General features: G+C 48.5%; 14 protein-coding genes. 5 read left to right on the plus strand and 9 right to left on the minus strand.

Annotated features, from left to right (window positions below):
* The first annotated feature begins 7 nt into the window (after positions 1-7).
* The 3 genes from leuB to GPK49_RS04890 all read left to right on the plus strand — a co-directional run bounded on the left by leuB (position 8) and on the right by GPK49_RS04890 (position 3,389).
* Complete coding sequence (leuB, locus tag GPK49_RS04880; RefSeq protein WP_215676920.1) at positions 8-1,090, plus strand: 3-isopropylmalate dehydrogenase; 1,083 nt, start codon at positions 8-10, stop codon at positions 1,088-1,090.
* Between the two features lie 200 nt (positions 1,091-1,290).
* Complete coding sequence (locus GPK49_RS04885) at positions 1,291-1,731, plus strand: MerR family transcriptional regulator (protein ID WP_215676921.1); 441 nt, start codon at positions 1,291-1,293, stop codon at positions 1,729-1,731.
* Between the two features lie 251 nt (positions 1,732-1,982).
* Positions 1,983-3,389, plus strand: a complete 1,407-nt coding sequence (locus GPK49_RS04890; protein WP_016408355.1) for a uracil-xanthine permease family protein — start codon at positions 1,983-1,985, stop codon at positions 3,387-3,389.
* 198 nt (positions 3,390-3,587) lie between these two features.
* Here GPK49_RS04890 and nudC read toward each other — a convergent pair whose 3' ends face one another.
* The 6 genes from nudC to GPK49_RS04920 form a co-directional block, all read right to left on the minus strand.
* A complete protein-coding gene (gene nudC, locus GPK49_RS04895; RefSeq protein ID WP_124984440.1) occupies positions 3,588-4,457 on the minus strand; it encodes an NAD(+) diphosphatase in 870 nt (289 codons plus the stop codon).
* Positions 4,458-4,487: 30 nt separating this feature from the next.
* Positions 4,488-5,378: a LysR family transcriptional regulator gene (locus tag GPK49_RS04900; protein ID WP_016408353.1), complete on the minus strand. Its 891-nt coding sequence runs from the start codon at positions 5,376-5,378 to the stop codon at positions 4,488-4,490.
* A 217-nt stretch (positions 5,379-5,595) separates the two neighbouring features.
* Positions 5,596-7,548: an NAD-dependent DNA ligase LigA gene (gene ligA / locus GPK49_RS04905; RefSeq protein ID WP_215676922.1), complete on the minus strand. Its 1,953-nt coding sequence runs from the start codon at positions 7,546-7,548 to the stop codon at positions 5,596-5,598.
* A gap of 23 nt (positions 7,549-7,571) precedes the next feature.
* Positions 7,572-9,815 (minus strand): DNA helicase PcrA, encoded by a 2,244-nt coding sequence (pcrA, locus tag GPK49_RS04910; protein WP_215676923.1) that lies wholly within the window; start codon positions 9,813-9,815, stop codon positions 7,572-7,574.
* Between the two features lie 130 nt (positions 9,816-9,945).
* Positions 9,946-10,257 carry a YerC/YecD family TrpR-related protein gene (locus tag GPK49_RS04915; RefSeq protein WP_016408350.1) on the minus strand — a complete coding sequence of 104 codons (312 nt, stop codon included), beginning with the start codon at positions 10,255-10,257 and terminating at the stop codon, positions 9,946-9,948.
* 109 nt (positions 10,258-10,366) lie between these two features.
* Entirely contained in the window at positions 10,367-11,086 is a 720-nt protein-coding gene (locus GPK49_RS04920; protein WP_215676924.1) for a phosphatase, read from the minus strand.
* Positions 11,087-11,248: 162 nt separating this feature from the next.
* Between GPK49_RS04920 and GPK49_RS04925 the strand changes: the two genes are divergently transcribed.
* Positions 11,249-12,196, plus strand: coding sequence for a hypothetical protein (locus GPK49_RS04925; RefSeq protein ID WP_215676925.1), 948 nt, complete (start codon positions 11,249-11,251; stop codon positions 12,194-12,196).
* Positions 12,197-12,290: 94 nt separating this feature from the next.
* Here GPK49_RS04925 and GPK49_RS04930 read toward each other — a convergent pair whose 3' ends face one another.
* The 3 genes from GPK49_RS04930 to GPK49_RS04940 all read right to left on the minus strand — a co-directional run bounded on the left by GPK49_RS04930 (position 12,291) and on the right by GPK49_RS04940 (position 15,752).
* Positions 12,291-13,733, minus strand: coding sequence for an alanine/glycine:cation symporter family protein (locus GPK49_RS04930; protein ID WP_215676926.1), 1,443 nt, complete (start codon positions 13,731-13,733; stop codon positions 12,291-12,293).
* Positions 13,734-13,751: 18 nt separating this feature from the next.
* The gene (mmuM, locus tag GPK49_RS04935) at positions 13,752-14,732 is read right to left on the minus strand and encodes a homocysteine S-methyltransferase (protein ID WP_215676927.1); all 981 of its coding nucleotides are present in this window, start codon (positions 14,730-14,732) and stop codon (positions 13,752-13,754) included.
* 114 nt (positions 14,733-14,846) lie between these two features.
* Positions 14,847-15,752, minus strand: coding sequence for a LysR family transcriptional regulator (locus tag GPK49_RS04940; protein WP_215676928.1), 906 nt, complete (start codon positions 15,750-15,752; stop codon positions 14,847-14,849).
* A gap of 191 nt (positions 15,753-15,943) precedes the next feature.
* Between GPK49_RS04940 and GPK49_RS04945 the strand changes: the two genes are divergently transcribed.
* Positions 15,944-17,278 carry a sodium-dependent transporter gene (locus tag GPK49_RS04945; protein ID WP_215676929.1) on the plus strand — a complete coding sequence of 445 codons (1,335 nt, stop codon included), beginning with the start codon at positions 15,944-15,946 and terminating at the stop codon, positions 17,276-17,278.
* Positions 17,279-17,300 lie beyond the last annotated feature (22 nt).

Raw genomic sequence — 17,300 nt, forward strand, 5'->3', positions numbered from 1 at the left:
GAAGAAAATGGGTTCTTATCATATTACAGTATTAAAGGGGGACGGCATCGGCCCCGATGTTGTGACTGAAGCCATGGGCGTATTGGAATGTGTCGGCAAAAAATACGGTCATGACTTTGTATTCAATGAAAAGCTGGCAGGCGGCTGTGCGTATGATGCGTATGGCGAGCCCCTGCCTGAGGAAACCTTAGAGGCCTGCAAAAACGGTGATGCCATCCTCTTGGGTGCGGTTGGCGGCCCAAAATGGGATCATCTGCCTGCTAATCTCCGCCCCGAAGCAGGCGCTTTGCTGAAGCTGCGCAGCAGTCTGGGGCTGTATGCAAACCTGCGCCCTGCCATCATCCATAAGGCTTTGAGCGACGCAAGCCCCATCAAGCCCGAAATCATCGGCGACAGTCTGGATATTCTGGTTGTCAGAGAGCTGACAGGCGGCATTTATTTCGGGGAGCGCGGCTATCGTGAAGGCAAGCACGGCGAAGAAGCGTATGATGTTGAAGCATATAGCGAATTTGAAATCAAACGCATTGCCGTACAGGCCTTTGAAGCCGCTATGAAGCGCAATAAGCACGTTACCAGCATTGATAAGGCAAACGTTCTGGAAAGCAGTAAGCTGTGGCGCAGAACCGTGACAGAGGTTGCAAAGGATTATCCTGAGGTGGAATTAGACCACATGTATGTGGATAATGCTGCAATGCAGCTGGTGAGAAATCCCAAGCATTTCGATGTTATCGTAACCTCTAATATTTTCGGGGATATTATTTCCGACGAAGCAAGCCAGATTACCGGCTCTATCGGGATGTTGCCCTCCGCAAGTCTGGCGGATGGCGCATTCGGGATGTACGAACCCATCCATGGCTCCGCCCCCGATATCGCAGGCAAGGATATGGCAAACCCCATCGCAACCATTCTTTCCGCCGCTATGCTGCTGAAATTCTCCTTCGGTCTGGTTGCAGAATCGCAGGCGATTGAGGATGCTGTCACAAAGGTATTGGATGCAGGCTACAGAACCCCCGATATCTACAGCGAAGGCACCAAAAAAATCGGCACAAAGGAAATGGGCAAGCGCATCTGCGATACCATCAACGCATAAAGCGAAAGCAACAAATACTGAAAAAGGAAACCTTCTCCTATAAAAACAGGCTCGATTATGACAATCCATAACCAAGCCTGTTTTTTTTGCGATTTCCTCCGCTTGACAGTCCCCCGCTCCTGTGCTACGATTGCTTTAATACTTAAACTTAACTTTAGGTTAATACCGAATTTATATTTTTCTGAAAGAAGGCGATTCTTATGTATACCATCGGTCAGGTATCCGAACTGTTCCAATTACCCGTTTCCACCCTGCGCTATTATGATAAGGAGGGGCTCTTCCCCGAAATCAAGCGCAGCGGCGGCATCCGCCATTTTGATACCACGGAGCTGGAAGCCCTGCGGCTGGTGGAATGTCTGAAAAAAACCGGCATGGAAATCAAAAACATCAAGCAGTTTATGCAATGGTGTACCGAGGGCAGTGAAACCTATCCCAAGCGTCTGGAATTGATTCAGAAGCAGAAGCTGGAATGTGAAAAGGAAATCAAGCGCATGGAAAAGGCGCTCGCCATGCTGAAATTCAAATGCTGGTATTACGAAACGGCTCTTGCGGACGGCAATGAGGACAGAATCCATGAAATGCTGCCGGATCGCCTGCCGGAAGAAATTCAGGCATACTATGATGCCTCACATACAGACTGATTCTGACAGAAATTTCTAAAAATCGTTTGATTTTACATTGTGCTTTCTCCTGTAGCTATGGTATAATACCCACGGCTTGTCCGTGGGTTAGCCGCTTACAGCGTCTATCTGCTGTTTTCACAGCAAATTCTACGATTCGCAGAGCCTGCTCATATACACGGCTCTGTCCGTGGATTAGCCGCTTACAGTGCTTATCTGCCACGACAATCTATTTTGTTATCATCCATTATCATAACAGGAGGAAGTTTTTTATGAACGAAAACAACGGAATCATCCGCAACGCCTCGGTCTTAGGCGTTCCGAAAATGTTACTTTTAGGTCTACAGCACATGTTTGCCATGTTCGGCGCAACAATTCTCGTGCCCATTCTGGTAAACAGCTACTTTGGCGAGGACGTTCTGCATGTACAGGTTACGCTTATCTGCGCCGGTGTCGGCACACTGCTGTTTCATTTCTGCTCTAAGGGCAAGGTTCCTGCCTTCCTCGGCTCATCCTTTGCATTCCTTGGCGGCTTTGCTACCATCTCTAAGCTGAACACAGGTGCTTTTGCCAATATTTCCAATGCCGAAAAGCTTTCCTATGCCTGCGGCGGAATTCTGGTAGCCGGGCTTCTGTATCTGGTGCTTGCTCTCATCATTCGCCTAATCGGTGTAAAAAAGGTTATGCGTTTTCTTCCCCCTGTTGTAACAGGCCCGATTATCATTTGTATCGGTCTGAGTCTGGCAGGCTCCGCTGTCAGCAATGCCTCCACAAACTGGCTGCTTGCCTTTATTGCGCTTGCAACCATCGTTGTTTTCAATATCTGGGGCAAGGGCATGTTTAAGATTATCCCTATCCTGATGGGCGTTGTCATTTCCTATATTGCGGCTCTGATTTTCAATGCAATGGGTATGACAAATGCAGACGGCTCTGCAATTCTGAATTTTACAAATATCACGGCTGCCCCCATGGTAGGCGTGCCCGAATTTTCTCTGTGCAAATTCAACATCTCCGCCATTCTGGTAATGGCACCCATCGCGCTTGCATCCATGATGGAGCATATCGGTGACATGTCCGCCATTTCCGCAACGGTCGGTGAAAATCTGATTGAAGACCCCGGTCTGCACCGTACCCTGATTGGGGACGGGCTTGCAACCTCCCTGTCCGCACTGGTGGGCGGCCCAGCCAATACCACCTATGGCGAAAATACAGGCGTTCTGGAGCTGAGTAAGGTGCATGATCCCAAGGTCATCCGCATTGCTGCGGTTTATGCCATCATCCTGAGCTTTATCCCCAAAATGGCAGAGGTGATTGGTTCTATGCCCTCTGCGATTATCGGCGGTGTCAGCTTCATGCTGTATGGTATGATTTCCGCAATCGGCGTGCGTAACGTAGTAGAAAACCGCGTAGATTTCACAAAATCTCGCAATCTGATTATCGCAGGTGTGATTTTTGTCTGCGGTCTGGGCTTCTCCGATGGACTGACCTTCAATGTTGCCAACACAGATATCACACTGACCTCCCTCGCCATTGCGGCAATCGCAGGCATTGTGCTGAATGCTATCCTGCCGGGGAATGATTATCACTTCGGCAAAAACGCAGGCGGCGATGCAAACCGCGGCATTGATATGATTCCTAACTTTAACGAGGATACCCGCTACGGCGATAACGAAGATTAACGAAAGCATGAAAAAAGAGACTCTATGCAGAGTCTCTTTTTGATTGCTTATTCGCCTTCAAAGAAGTGCTTTTTGTAATATCGCGAGGACATGGCAAGCTGCGCCTCAAAGGCATCATAGCCCATTTCCTCGACCAATGTTTTCTTTCCGGAGAACAGATTCGTACCTAAGCCTCTCGTTCATTCGGCCTTCTCCTCGTTATTTCGGCTCTCTGCCTTCCTCAAACATGCGCATCATTTCTCTTGTAAGGCTGATGCCGTCATCGTGTGCAGGGAGGTTATTTCTCGGAAAAAATTCAGCCATCGCCAGCTCCTCTCGGTCTAGCGTGATATCCTCACCCTCTCCGTCCAGATCGCAGAAATACCCCAACAGCAAGCCGCCCGTTACACCCCAGGGCTGTGTTTTATAATAACGAATATTTTTTACCTTCAGACCGACTTCCTCCATAACCTCCCTCTGCACGGTTTTTTCCACCGTCTCGCCAATCTCCGTAAAGCCTGCAATCATGCCGTATCGAGTATAGCTGCGGTTGGCATATTTGCTCAGAAGCAATCTATCCCCATGCGTCACGCCGACAATGACAGAGGGCGCAATTTTAGGAAAAATCATGTTATTACATTCCGGACAGCGCATCATGCGTTCCTTCTCGTCATGCTTTGTTTTCGCACCGCAGCGTCCGCAGAAACGATTGCTGCGATACCAGTCAAACAAATGCCACGCCGTCATCATGGCATAGCAGATATTTTTGGATTTCACCTGACGCAATGTCATGGCAGGCTCATAGCAGAAGGACGTATCCGCAGGCGCACCTGCTTCGCCCATCCAAATGAAGTAATCCTCCTCCTGCATGCGGAACACATACTGTACCTCGTTTTCATACCAATGCGTCCAGCCTTTTTCCTTCGCCCATGCCATTACCTCCGCATAGGTCGGCAAAACCAATGTATCATCTTCCTTACGTTTCACCAATAGCCGGCTGCCCTGTGCGCAGACCACCTTCGCCGTGGCAACAGGTGCCGTATGGCGAAACTCGTTTTCTAATCTTCCGTATTCTAAATCCTGCAGCATTTCTATTTCCTTCCCTTAAATCCTGTTTGCTTATTTCTTTGTTTTTGTCCGCTGAATGGTGTAATCCTTGAATTTTTCCACCGCCGGCGGCAGATACCGATTCAGCACATACGCCATATAAACCATTCTGCGGGAATATGGCGTATCCAACTCCAGCTTGGTGACGTTATAGTTACGCAGTGCTTGGCTATCCGTTACAATGGCAATCCCCTGATTCTTCTCAACCAGACCTGCCATGGAATTGACATCTTCAAACTGACAAAGAATATTCGGCATAATCTGCGCCTTTGTAAACATATCATCAATGATACGGCGCATGCCGCTTTCCTTCGTATAGCTGATGAGCGGATACGGGCAAATATCCTGAATCGTTACCTTCTTTCTATCCTCCAAGGGATGCCCCTCCGGCAAAATAACCACAAGGCTCTGCTCGAAAACAGGAATAAATTCCACATCGCTCTCCGCCTCCACCATGGAGCAGAAAACCAGATCATACTTTTCTCGTTTCAGATTATACAACAGCGTTTTCGTGTTGCCCTCATAGCAGGAAAAAGAGATATTCTTATTCTGTGGATCATCCAAAAAGCCCGCAATCAGTCCGGGGACAAAGTTCGTCCCGACCGATGTCATATACGCCAGTCCAACGTGTCCGCCCCCCTCGGAAACCAGACGTTCAATCTGATTTTTCCCCAACTCCAGCTGTGTCAGGGCGTTTTCCACATAGAACATATAAATCCGCCCATATTTTGTCAGAACAACATTTCTGCCCTGCTTTTCAAACAAATTTGCCCCCAGTTCCTTTTCCATGGAAGAAATGGAGTGGCTGAGCGTCGGCTGAGAAATATTCAGCTTTTCCGCCGCCTTAGTGTAATGCTCCAATTCTGCCAGCGTTTTAAAATAATACAACTGGTTTAAATTCATTGCCTTCCCTCCCATTCTCATGCAAAAAAGCGCATAAGAAAGCAGCAAATCAGGAATCCTTATCGCTGCTATTAAAATCCTAATGTATTTTTAATGAGTATAGCAAAATAAATAGAAAAAATCTATAGATTTAATAAACAAAAAAACAGCCGGATTTCGTGACAAATGACGACAAAAAGCGACTTTTTCTCCAGAAGCCGCTTTTTGTCCTATCTCATTATTTTAAAAATTTATCTATAAAATCCTGCTCACTGAGAATGGGAATCCCCAGCTCTGCCGCCTTTTTATTCTTCGAGGATGCAGAATGAATATCATTATTGATGAGGAAATTCGTCTTTTTGGTGACACTGCCCGTCACCTTGCCGCCACCCTTTTCAATGAGTGCCTGCAATTCCTTTCTGTTGGCGAATTGCTCCAAATCCCCCGTCACAACAAAGGTCAGCCCTGCCAGAGGGCTTTCGCCGGTCTCTGCCTGCTCTGCCTCTTGGAAGGAAAGATACTGCAAAACATCCGCAAGCAGTGCCAAATGCGCTTCCTGTCTGAAATAATAGGCAATGCTGTGTGCGATGATTTCGCCGAAGCCCTCCACCTGCACAAGCTCCTCCTCCGTTGCCGCCTTGATTTTCTCCAAATCATAATCAAATTCCTTGCAGAGCAGCTTTGCATTTCGCAGCCCTACATGATTGATGCCCAGTGCATAGATGAAGTTCGGCAGCTCGGCGGTTTTCGCCTTTTCCACAGATGCAATCAGATTTTGATAGGATTTCTCCCCAAAGCCCTCCATGGCTGTGATTTCCGCTTGATGCTTTTCCAAGCGGAACAAATCAGGATAATTCTCCACAAAGCCCTTTTCGAGAAACTTCTTCAGCGTTTCCTCCGAAAGCCCCTCGATATTCATGGCATCTCTGGAAACAAAATGGCTGAGTGCCTGTATCCGCTGTGCGGAACAGTTCGGGTTAGTGCAGTAAAGCGCTTCGCCGTCGCGCAGCTTACGGATTTCCGTTTCCTCGCCGCAGACAAAGCAATGCTTGGGAATTTCCGCCGTGGAAACCGTTCCCGTCAGATTTTCCGCAATCTGAGGGATAATCATATTCGCCTTATAGACCTTAATCGTATCCCCGATGCTCAGCTTCAATTCCTTCAAAATGCTGACATTATGCAGGCTTGCGCGGCTCACCGTTGAGCCCTCCAGCTCCACGGGGTCAAACACCGCAACAGGGTTCATCAGCCCCGTACGAGAGGTGTTCCATTCAATCTGCCGCAGAGTGGTTTCCGCCATTTCGTCCGCCCATTTGAAGGCAATAGAATCCTTCGGGAATTTCGCCGTTCTGCCAAGGCTTTGGCTATAGGCAATGCTGTCAAAGGTCAGCACCAGTCCATCGGAGGCAATGTCATTCTGCTCGATTTTATCGCGGAATTTCTCTACCGCAGCGGCAACCGTTTCCGCCGTCACCATGCAGTGCTCCACCACATCAAAGCCCATTTCGGCAAGCCAAGCCATATTTTCCGCCTTGCTGTCCGAAAGGGTTCTGCCTGCGGCACGCACCAAGGTAAAGGCAATGAATTTCACATTTCGCTTCGCGGCAATCTCGCTGTTTAGCTGCCGCACCGTGCCACTGCAAAGGTTACGGGGATTTTTATACTGCTCCTCCTCGCCCAGCTCCTCATTGATGCGGTAAAATTCACTGTAAGGAATGACCCCCTCGCCGCGCAGCACCAGCTCCCCCTGAAAGGGAATGGAAAGCGGCACATTGCGGAACACACGGGCGTTATGCGTCACATCCTCGCCAATTTCGCCGTTTCCGCGCGTGACTGCCTGCTCCAGCTTCCCATGATTATATTTCAGCACAATCGTCAGTCCATCCAGCTTCCATGATAAAATCCCTGCTTTATCCCCCAGAAAGCTGACAAGCTTCGCCGTTTCCTTCGTTTTATCCAAGGAAAGAATCGGGCTTTCGTGCGCCACCTTCACCAGATTACTCAGCACCGTATAGCCAACCTTCTGCGTGGGGCTGTTCGCAAGAATCGTGCCTGTTTTCTGTTCCAGTGCAGCCAATTCGTCATACAGCGCATCATATTCCTGATTGGAAAGAATTTCCCTGTCCTCCTGATAATATGCCTTCGCCGCCCGGTTCAACTGCTCCACCAGATATTTTATTCTCTCTGTCATATCGCATCCCTCACCGTCTCTGCTTATTCGCTTACCTTAATCAGCTTCGACAAGCGCGCCATGAATTTCTTCGTCCCCTTTGCGCCAAAGGAAACGGTAACCTCGAAATCTGCGCCGCCGTTATTGATGGAAACCACTGTGCCAATGCCGTATTTCGGCGCACGCACCTTATCCCCCACGCCGTAGCTCAGCTTGAAATCCTTGGGCGCAGGCATTTCCTTTTTCATGCCGACCCCGCCGAATTTTGCTGTCGGGGGCAGCACATTCTTTCTGCCGAGAGCAGGCTTATTCTGCGTCATGGCATCATATTTTTTCGCCATATCGGAAATCTGTCTGGTCGGCATATCTACCAAATCCGCAGGAATTTCCTTCAGGAAGCGAGAAGGCGGATTATACTGCGTAATCCCATGCTGCATGCGGCTTTTTGCGTGCGTCAGGTAAAGCTCCTCCTTCGCACGTGTAATGCCCACATAGCAAAGTCTGCGTTCCTCCTCAATTTCCTTTTCGCCGCCATACATCACCGCACGGAAGCCGGGGAAAATTCCCTCCTCCATACCGATGATGAAAACATAGGGGAATTCCAGACCCTTCGCGCTGTGCAGTGTCATGAGGGCAACGGTTTCCTCTCCCTCCTCATAGCTGTCAATATCCGCAACGAGAGCAACCTCCTCCAGAAAGCCTTCCAGCTTGCCTTCGGGGTTAGCTTTATCATATTCCGCCGCTTTATTCACAAATTCATCAATATTCTGGATACGGTTCAGCGCGTCATCCGTCCCCTCTGCCATCAGCAGCTGTAAATAGCCCGTCCGCTTCACAATGGCGTCAATCAATTCGGAAACGGAAAGTCCATCCGCATCGGCGCGCAGCTGTTCAAACAGGCCATAGAAATCCTTGAATTTTGCCACCCTTGTTTTCAGCGTAGTAATTTCATCCAGACGGCTCAGTGCGCCGTAAAGAGAAAGCCCGTTTTCATCTGCAAAAGCAGCCAGCTTATCCAGAGAGGTTTCGCCAATGCCGCGCTTGGGTACGTTGATGATTCTTCTGAGAGCAATCGTATCCGCAGGGTTCGCCAGCACCTTTAAATAAGAAAGAATATCTCGGATTTCCTTTCGTTCATAGAAGCGCACGCCGCCGAACAGGCGATAGGGAATCCCGCGCTTCACCATCTGATCCTCCACCGCACGGCTCTGTGCATTGGTGCGATACAAAACAGCCATCTGGTTTCTGGTCTTGCCCTGCTTTTCCAGCTCCAGAATTTTTTCTGCCACAAAGCGGCACTCATCATATTCGTTATCCGCCTTATAGATATGCAGGATACTGCCGCTGTCGTTTTCTGTCCAGAGTGTCTTATCCTTTCTGGTCTGGTTATGATGGATGACAGCATTCGCCGCCTCCAGAATTTTCTTTGTGGAACGGTAATTCTGCTCCAGCTTAATTACAGTTGTATCGGGAAAATCCTTTTCAAAATCCAGAATATTGCGGATATTTGCCCCACGCCAGCCGTAGATGCTTTGGTCATCATCCCCGACCACACAGAGATTTTTATATTTTGCCGCAAGCATTGCCACCAGCTCATACTGGCTTGTATTCGTATCCTGATATTCATCCACCATGATATAGCGGAATCTTTCCTGATATTTTTCCAGAACATCGGGAAACTGACGGAAAAGCAGAACGGTTTTATAAATCAGATCGTCAAAATCCAGCGCGTTGTTTTCCTTGAGCATTTTCTGATAGGTCTGATATACCTTTGCGATACGCACTGCCTTCAAATCATTTTTGTCCACATGCTGTGCGTAGTCCTCCCAGCTTGTCATCTCCTCTTTCAGATGGCTGATGATGCTCATTGCCCCCTTAACGGAAAAGGTCTTATCCGTTGTGCTCATATTCAGCCGCTTGAAGGCTTCGCGCATGATTTTTTCCTGATCGTCGCTGTCATAGATAGAAAACTGATTTTCATAATCCAGATGCTGAATTTCTCTGCGCAGAATCCGCACACAGGTGGAATGGAAGGTGCTGATCCACATATCTCTTGCTGTATCCCCCACAAGCTTTTCCACACGCTCGCGCATTTCCTTCGCCGCCTTATTCGTAAAGGTAATCGCAAGAATATTCCAAGGCTTTACACCCGTTTCCAGCAGATGTGCAATCCGCACCGTCAAGGCACCGGTCTTGCCGCTGCCTGCCCCCGCCAGAATCAGCACAGGCCCTTCTGTCTGCAAAACTGCTTTTTTCTGCATATCGTTCAGTTTATCAAATCCAATCATGTCATTCTCTCCCATTTCTTTTCTGTTTCCGCTTTTTTCGCAGGATGCCAACATAAGAAAGGCTGATTTGGCAAAATCGTCTTGTCAAACCAGCCCTATAATCTCTCTCAAATAAATCGATTCAAAAAGATTATTCGTTATCTTCTTTTTCTTTTTTTGCCTTCACACGGTCAATCGCCAGCTTATAGCCATCCGTGCCGTAATGCAGGCAACGATTGACACGGCTGATAGTTGCTGTGGAAGCGCCTGTTTTTTCCGCAATTTCCACATAGGTCCGCTTGGCATCCAGCATTGCCGCCACTTCCATTCTCTGCGCGATTGCCTGAATTTCGTTGATGGTACAAAGGTCTTCAAAGAGCTGATAGCACTCTTCCACGGTTTCCATGCTGAGAATGCACTCAAACAATTTATCGGTCAATTCATTTTTGATCTTTTTATTCATTCGGAACGCCACCTTCTCCTGTTATTTTTCATATTTCTATTAAAAATATTGTAACACTTTCAAGCATTAAAGTAAAGAGATTTTCCACGTTCTTTTCCGTATACATTTTTTATTTTCTGCCATGTCTGAGTCCTGCAAGAAATTTTTCCGGCGTATTATTGAGAATCAGCTCCTCCGGAAATTGCAGCTCCTTCAGCAAATCCTCCGCATAGGAAAAATCCCCCACATTCCGATAAAAATGCGCATCACTGCCCAGAACCACAGGCTGTCCCTCCTCCATGCTCATCAGAAGGATTTTCTTAATATTCTCCCTGCTGCCCTCCCGAAAGCCGCCCGGTGTTAAAGAAGCGTTGTTGATTTCCAGAAGCGTGCCTGTTTCTTTCGCCATGCGGAACAGCTCCCGATAATCCACCGCATAGCGAGGGTCTCCGGGGTGTCCGATGATGTCCACATAGGGATTTTCCATCACCTTTAAAAACGCCTGTGTATTCTCCTTTTTCGTGCCTGGCTTAATGCAGGGCATGTGCAGGCTTGCAATCGCAAGATCCAATCTCTGCAAAACCGCTTCATCCATATCTATCGTGCCGTCAAAATCCAGAATATTCAGTTCAATCCCCTTCAAAAGCCGCACTCCATGCAGCATTTCGGGCAAAACGTGCAGATTTGCAAAATAGGCATGACAGGTGGTATCCTTCATAGCAGGCGCATGGTCTGTCAAAGCGACCAGCTGCAAGCCCTGCTCTGCCGCCCATCTCAAGTTTTCATCCACTGTGCTGTAGGCATGCCCGCTTGCAACGGCGTGGGTATGAATATCCATCAATCGTTTCATTTCGATTCCTCACACTTCTAAGTGAAATTTATATGATTCATTAAATTTCATTATAACATTGTTTTCGCAAGAAAACAATCCTTCTTTCCTGCATGCGGTCACGCTTTCCTTCGTCTTTCATACTATGTTAAAAGAAACCACAACTTTAAAGGAGGCTGTCTTATGGGCGCTTTTGAATTTGATTCCAAGGCTGATTTAAGTGCAAGAAGCTGCAATTTCTGCGGAAACGGCAGCAACGAAAGCAACGGGCGGAACGAGGAAACCTGTATCATTGTGCAGAAGATTTTCGACCAGTGCCGCATCCAGAAATGCTTGGGCAGCAGTATTCTGGGCCCCGCTCGTGCCGCAAGGAGCGAAACCCCCAGCTGCAACGATATGCTCTGCGAGGGTGATATCATCATTCCTCCCTGCAACGCCGCCGATGTGACCATCCGCGATTTAGACCTGACCCGCATTGAAATTCTGCGGAAACGGCCAAATCCGCTGCAAAAGGGCTGCTGGGATATCGAGCTGAAATATGTATTCAATTATACACTGGAGTTTCGCCGCGCCGACGGCTGTTTTATCGGGACGATTGATGCCACCAACAGCCATCATTTGCGCGTAACGCTCTTTGGCTCTACCGAGGCAGATGTGACCACCGTAACCGATCAGTTCGAGAATGCCGCATCCAAGGGCGGACCGTTCATCATTGCGGAGGGGAAAGCAGTTGCGCTGAATGCAGAGCTGCGTTTCCCCGGCTGTAACACCTGCAATCCCTGCCATTCCTGCAATCCCTGCCATTCCTGCGGCTGCGACTGCGATTCCTCCCAAAGCAGCGGCGATGCTGCTCTCGGCGCACCCATTGCAGTTAATGTAACCATCGGGCTGTTTACGATTGTAAAGCTGTTCCGTACAGTCAATATCATGGTAAATTCTTTGGGCAGATGTGTCCCCGAACGCTGTACTACAAATGCCACAAACAGTGACCCCTGCAACGGCTTTGAGGATATCCGTTTCCCCTTAGACCTCTTTTCTCCCACCGCAAAGCCCCGTTCCTGCTGCGGCTTCGGCACGGTTTTCGGGGATGACTGCGATACACGCAGAAGCAGAGAGGACTGTGACGCATAAAAAGCATCCATTCCACACATTTTTGTCCCTGCCATGGCAGGGACTTTTTTTGCATAGAAAAAGGCGTGTATCAAACACGCCAAATTTCATCCTGTTATTTTGTTGCTTTTGCACCTTCTCCTTCCAGTGCGCAGTCGAAGGAAACAACAGGAGGATTTTCCCCTCTTTCCTTCGCAGGCAGGAATCTCTTCCAGAAATCATCAAAGAGTGCAAAAATAACCTTGTGCTTTGCATAAATAAAGAAGATGGTAAGTGCTACATAGCAGGCAGAAAGAATATCTGTCAGTGCCCAGAGCACATCCGCCTCAATGTTATAGAAAATAACACAGGGCAGCATATAGTAAATAATATAAATCGGTATTGCTTTTTTATTTCTTTCGGTATCGCCAAAAGCATAGTTTACAGATTTTTCACAGGTATAGTACATCCCGATGATGGTTGTCCATGCGAAAACAGCGATTGCAATCGCAGTCAGCTTCGCGCCGACATGCCCATACGCCATGCCGAAGGCAATCGTTGTCAGCGCGCCGGATGTCGCATCACTCTGGAAATAAGAGCCTGTGATAATGATGGTAAACGCCGTAATGGAGCAGATGATGAGCGTATCCAGTGTAATTTCACCCCAGCCCCATACAGACTGGCGCACAGGATGGTCTGTGATTGCCGGTGCATGCGCAATGATACCGTAACCGGTACCTGCATCATTGGAATAAATCCCACGCGCCACGCCGTATTTCACCGCATCTCTTACCGTTGCGCCGGCAAAGCCGCCCACAGCCGCCGTAGGAGAAAATGCAGATTCAAACACAAGAGCAACCGCCGCAGGAACCTGCTTGATATTCAGAATGATTACGCCAAGCCCCATCAGAATATAAAGCACCGCCATAATAGGAACCGCCTTGCTCATAACCTCAGAAATTCTTTTCAGACCGCCGAAAATCGTAACAATACAGGTAACACCGATGATTGTCACGCTGATGAGGGGTGTCACGCCGAAGGCCTGCTGCATGGAGCTGGTTACCGCCTCTGTCTGCACGCAACAGGTCCAGGGGCCAAGCACAAAGGCAAAAACCGCAAGCACAATGGCACCTCTTTTCCAGCCAAACGCATTTTTCATGACGAAGGAACGGTCGCAGACATATTCATCCATAGAGTTTTTGTAATGCTCTCTGTAGCGCTGGCCAAGGATGATTTCGCATGCCTTTGTAGACATCCCGAAAAATGCGGAAACCCACATCCAGACAAGTGCGCCCGGGCCGCCGCTTACGATTGCCGTTGCAACGCCGCTGATATTCCCCGTGCCGACCGTATTCGCAAGCCCCGTACAAGCCGCGCGGAAGCTGGATACCGTACCCACGCCCTCGCCTGCGGCGGTCATATTGCCGAAGGTATTTTTTATGTTAAATTTCAGCTTTCGCTGATAGCTGAAGCCAAACCGAAGGGACAGGAAAATGCCCGTACCCAGAACGATGACAACCATGGGTGTTCCCCAGAGCATGTCATCCACCATATAAAGAAAATCTACAATTGACTGCATATTTATAATTCCTTTCTGTTATCTTTCGTTTTTATCTTTTGTTGATACTGCCTGCGCGCGAAACGCATCCCGCGCCTTCACAACCTGTTCGATGTGGGTGCAGGTTGTGGTACAGCAGCCGCCGACCGCATCTGCGCCTGCTTCAAAATAGGAAAGTGCATTTTCCTCAAAGCTCGCACCACCGCCGACCTTTTCCCATGTTTTTGTGGTGGGATCATAAATGTCGCCGCTGTTGGGATATACGCCGACAGGCAAATTCGTTTCCTGCTTGATATCCCGAACCAGGCTTACGATATGCTCCGGCTTGGAGCAGTTCACGCCAACCATTTTCAGTCCGGGATGGTTCTCGGAAAGCACCCTTGCACATTCCGCAATGGTGTTGCCCTCATGAATATGATGCCCGTCCTTGCAGGAAAAGCTAATCCAGTAATCCGCTCCCATCTCCTCTGCAATTTCCGCTTCAATCAGAGCCTCCTGCAGAGAGGGCTGTGTTTCAATCAAGAGAATATCTGCGCCTGCGTTCCAGAGAATCTCCATTCTTTCCTTATGAAATGTACGCAGGGCTTCATCGGATACGCCGTAATTCCCGCGGTATTCCGAACCATCCGCAAGATATGCGCCGTAAGGTCCGATGCCTGCCAGACAAAGAGGATACACGCGCCCCTGCGCCTTGCCCTCCGCATTCCACCATTCCTCTCTTGCTTCTAAAAACAGCTTTACGCTGTTCGCAACAATTTCTGCCGCTTCGTCATGGGTAAAGCCGTTTTCCATCAAGCCGGGAATCGTTGCCTGATAGCTGCAGGTAATTCCACAATCCGCGCCCGCCTTGAAATAGTCCGTATGTACCTTTTTGACCAGCTCAGGTGTATCCACCAATGCGCGTGCCGTCCAAAGGTTACAGTTTAAATTTGCGCCCATTTGCTCCAGCGCCGTGGACATCGATCCGTCAATAATCATCTGTCCGTTTTTTTCCAATAATTCCTTAATTTTGTCTGCCATGTTTTTCCCCCTTTTTTCTTTTGTATTGTTCTTATTTTAAAGCATTTCAAAAGTTTTCTTGCCATTATATCACAGATAATTCGATTTTCCTACCTTTATTTCTCCGCTATTCTGCTATTTTTCAGTCAAAATGCTGTTCTTTTGCATGACATCCTTATAAAAATCAAGAAATGCGTGAATGGCAGGGGAACGCCACTTATTTTTATGAATCAGAAGCTGTGTCCAGACTGTCTCCATGGAGTCCTCCACCGGCAATCGTGTCACCTGCCCTGTCCGCACATAGTCCTCCGTAACGAAATCCGGCAGAAAGGAGAGCAGATTGCTTTTTTTCACCAACTCGCAAATCTGAATTGGGTTCCCGATTTCCAGAATCGGACGAATTTCCATGGATTTGGACGCAAGTGCTTCATCCAGAATGGCACGATAGCTCATTTTTCGCTCCGTCAGCACAAATTCATTTCCGCATAATTCCTGCAACGTCAGCCGCCGCTTCGCAAGGGGATGATCTGTCGCCGCAATGAAATGCGCCTGCTCCTCCTGCTCCGCGCAGATGATAAAATCGGAATCATAAATATGCCTGTCCAATGTAAATACAATATCCGCCTCATTTTTCCGCAGCATATCAAACATCTGCTCCGTGCCGCCCTCCTTGATTTCCGCCCGTATCCCCGGATATTTACGGCGAAACTGCAAAAACTCCTCTTTAAAATAGCGATTGCAGATGGAGCTTGACATCGCAAGGCGAATCTCCCCCTCAATCCGTTCCCCGAATTTCAGGGATGCCAGCATTTTTTCCTGCGCATTGAGAATATTTCGCGCCTGTTGTAAGACCAGAATCCCCTCCTCTGTCAGGCTGACTCTGTGATAATAGCGGTCAAACAGCCGCACCTGCAATTCTGCCTCCAGCTGCTTAATCTGCGAGGAAACCGTAGACTGCGTATAGCCCAATTCCTTCGCTGCCGCAGAAAAGCCCGCATGCTCGCAAACGGCAATGAATGTTTTCAAGCTGTTGGTATTCATTGTAACACCCCTTTTTATACAAACGATTTTTTCGTTAGTATACAGCAAAACAATCAATTTTACAAATATTATGTTTTTTTATATAATATTCTTTATGGATGTATTATCAATTTTTCATGAAAACAAGAACAAAAAATGTCCTGTTCTTTGCAAAGCAGACAGGATCGTGTAAAGGAAAGGGGTATTCTCTCGTGAAACGTGAACAACTCGGAAGCCGTTTGGGCTTCATCATGCTTTCCGCAGGCTGTGCCATTGGCTGCGGGAATGTCTGGAAATTTCCATGGATGTGTGGACAAAATGGCGGCGGCAGCTTCATGCTGGTCTATATTCTCTGTCTAATTCTTCTGGGGATTCCCGCGCTTGTTCTGGAATTTTCCATCGGGAGAGCAGCGCAGGCAAGCCCTCTTTTCATGTATAAAAAGCTGGAAAAGCCCGGACAGAAATGGGGCATCTTCGGCTGGTTCTGTCTGGCAGGGAATATCGCGCTGATGGCATTTTACACCGTTGTCAGCGGTTGGATTATCTATTATTTCTTCCGATTCCTCACCGGGAACCATGCGAGCCTCGGCTTTGGTGCCATGATATCCTCACCATCGGTCAATGTGCTGTTCCTGCTGATTACATTGGTTGTTGCGTTCTTTATTCTTTCCTTCAATTTGCAGGGCGGTCTGGAACGTGTCACAAAATATATGATGTCTGCCCTTCTGGTGCTGATGCTCGCGCTGGCAGTACATAGCCTGCTTCTGGGCGGTGCCGGCAAAGGGATGAGCTTCTACCTCAAGCCCGATTTTTCCAAAATCAAAGGCTCCGTTGTGGTTGGTGCAATGAATCAGGCATTCTTCACCCTGTCCACAGGTATGGGCGGCATGGCAATTTTCGGTAGCTATATCGGCAAGGAACGCTCCCTGATGGGCGAAGCAATTCATGTCATCATTCTGGATTCTCTGGTTGCCTTCCTCGCAGGCGTAATCATCTTCCCTGCCTGCTTCACCTATAACCTTGAAGTAACCGCAGGGCCCAGTCTGCTGTTTGATACCATGGCGGCTGTTTTCAATAACATGCCCGGCGGTCGTGTCTGGGGCTCCCTGTTCTTCCTGTTCATGGTATTCGCGGCATTGTCCACGGTACTCGGCGTATGCGAAAATATCCTCGCCATGATTCGTGAGCTGACAGGCTGGTCTCGTCCGAAGGGCAGTGTCATCTGCGGCATCGGCATCTTCCTGCTCGCGCTGACAACGGCGCTGGGCTTCAGCATCGTTCATTTTCAGCCCTTCGCAGAAGGTACAACATGGCTGGATTTCTGGGACTTCTTTGTTTCCAATAATATTCTGCCGCTTGGCTCTCTGGTGCTTGCTCTCTTCTGCTGTAATAAGTTCGGCTGGGGCTGGGATAACTTCCTTGCAGAAGCAAATAGCGGTAAGGGCCTGAAGGTGCGCCCTTGGATGAAGCCGATTTTCCGCTTCGTCCTGCCAGGGCTGATTGCCTTCATCTATATCTATGGCATGGCTACCTTCAACTGGCGTTAAAGTATATAAAAAGGTGTTGGAT

Origin of the sequence: Clostridium sp. MCC345, assembly GCF_018785345.1 — a bacterium.
GTDB classification, from domain to species: domain Bacteria; phylum Bacillota; class Clostridia; order Lachnospirales; family Anaerotignaceae; genus Anaerotignum_A; species Anaerotignum_A faecicola.

Coding starts and splice junctions, on each gene's coding strand:
- nudC (WP_124984440.1), bottom strand. CDS start 4,457: ATGCTGCAGGATTTAGAATACGGAAGATTAGAAAACGAGTTTCGCCAT.
- GPK49_RS04915 (WP_016408350.1), bottom strand. CDS start 10,257: ATGAATAAAAAGATCAAAAATGAATTGACCGATAAATTGTTTGAGTGC.
- pcrA (WP_215676923.1), bottom strand. CDS start 9,815: ATGATTGGATTTGATAAACTGAACGATATGCAGAAAAAAGCAGTTTTG.
- GPK49_RS04940 (WP_215676928.1), bottom strand. CDS start 15,752: ATGAATACCAACAGCTTGAAAACATTCATTGCCGTTTGCGAGCATGCG.
- GPK49_RS04930 (WP_215676926.1), bottom strand. CDS start 13,733: ATGCAGTCAATTGTAGATTTTCTTTATATGGTGGATGACATGCTCTGG.
- leuB (WP_215676920.1), top strand. CDS start 8: ATGGGTTCTTATCATATTACAGTATTAAAGGGGGACGGCATCGGCCCC.
- GPK49_RS04920 (WP_215676924.1), bottom strand. CDS start 11,086: ATGAAACGATTGATGGATATTCATACCCACGCCGTTGCAAGCGGGCAT.
- GPK49_RS04925 (WP_215676925.1), top strand. CDS start 11,249: ATGGGCGCTTTTGAATTTGATTCCAAGGCTGATTTAAGTGCAAGAAGC.
- GPK49_RS04885 (WP_215676921.1), top strand. CDS start 1,291: ATGTATACCATCGGTCAGGTATCCGAACTGTTCCAATTACCCGTTTCC.
- GPK49_RS04900 (WP_016408353.1), bottom strand. CDS start 5,378: ATGAATTTAAACCAGTTGTATTATTTTAAAACGCTGGCAGAATTGGAG.
- GPK49_RS04890 (WP_016408355.1), top strand. CDS start 1,983: ATGAACGAAAACAACGGAATCATCCGCAACGCCTCGGTCTTAGGCGTT.
- mmuM (WP_215676927.1), bottom strand. CDS start 14,732: ATGGCAGACAAAATTAAGGAATTATTGGAAAAAAACGGACAGATGATT.
- ligA (WP_215676922.1), bottom strand. CDS start 7,548: ATGACAGAGAGAATAAAATATCTGGTGGAGCAGTTGAACCGGGCGGCG.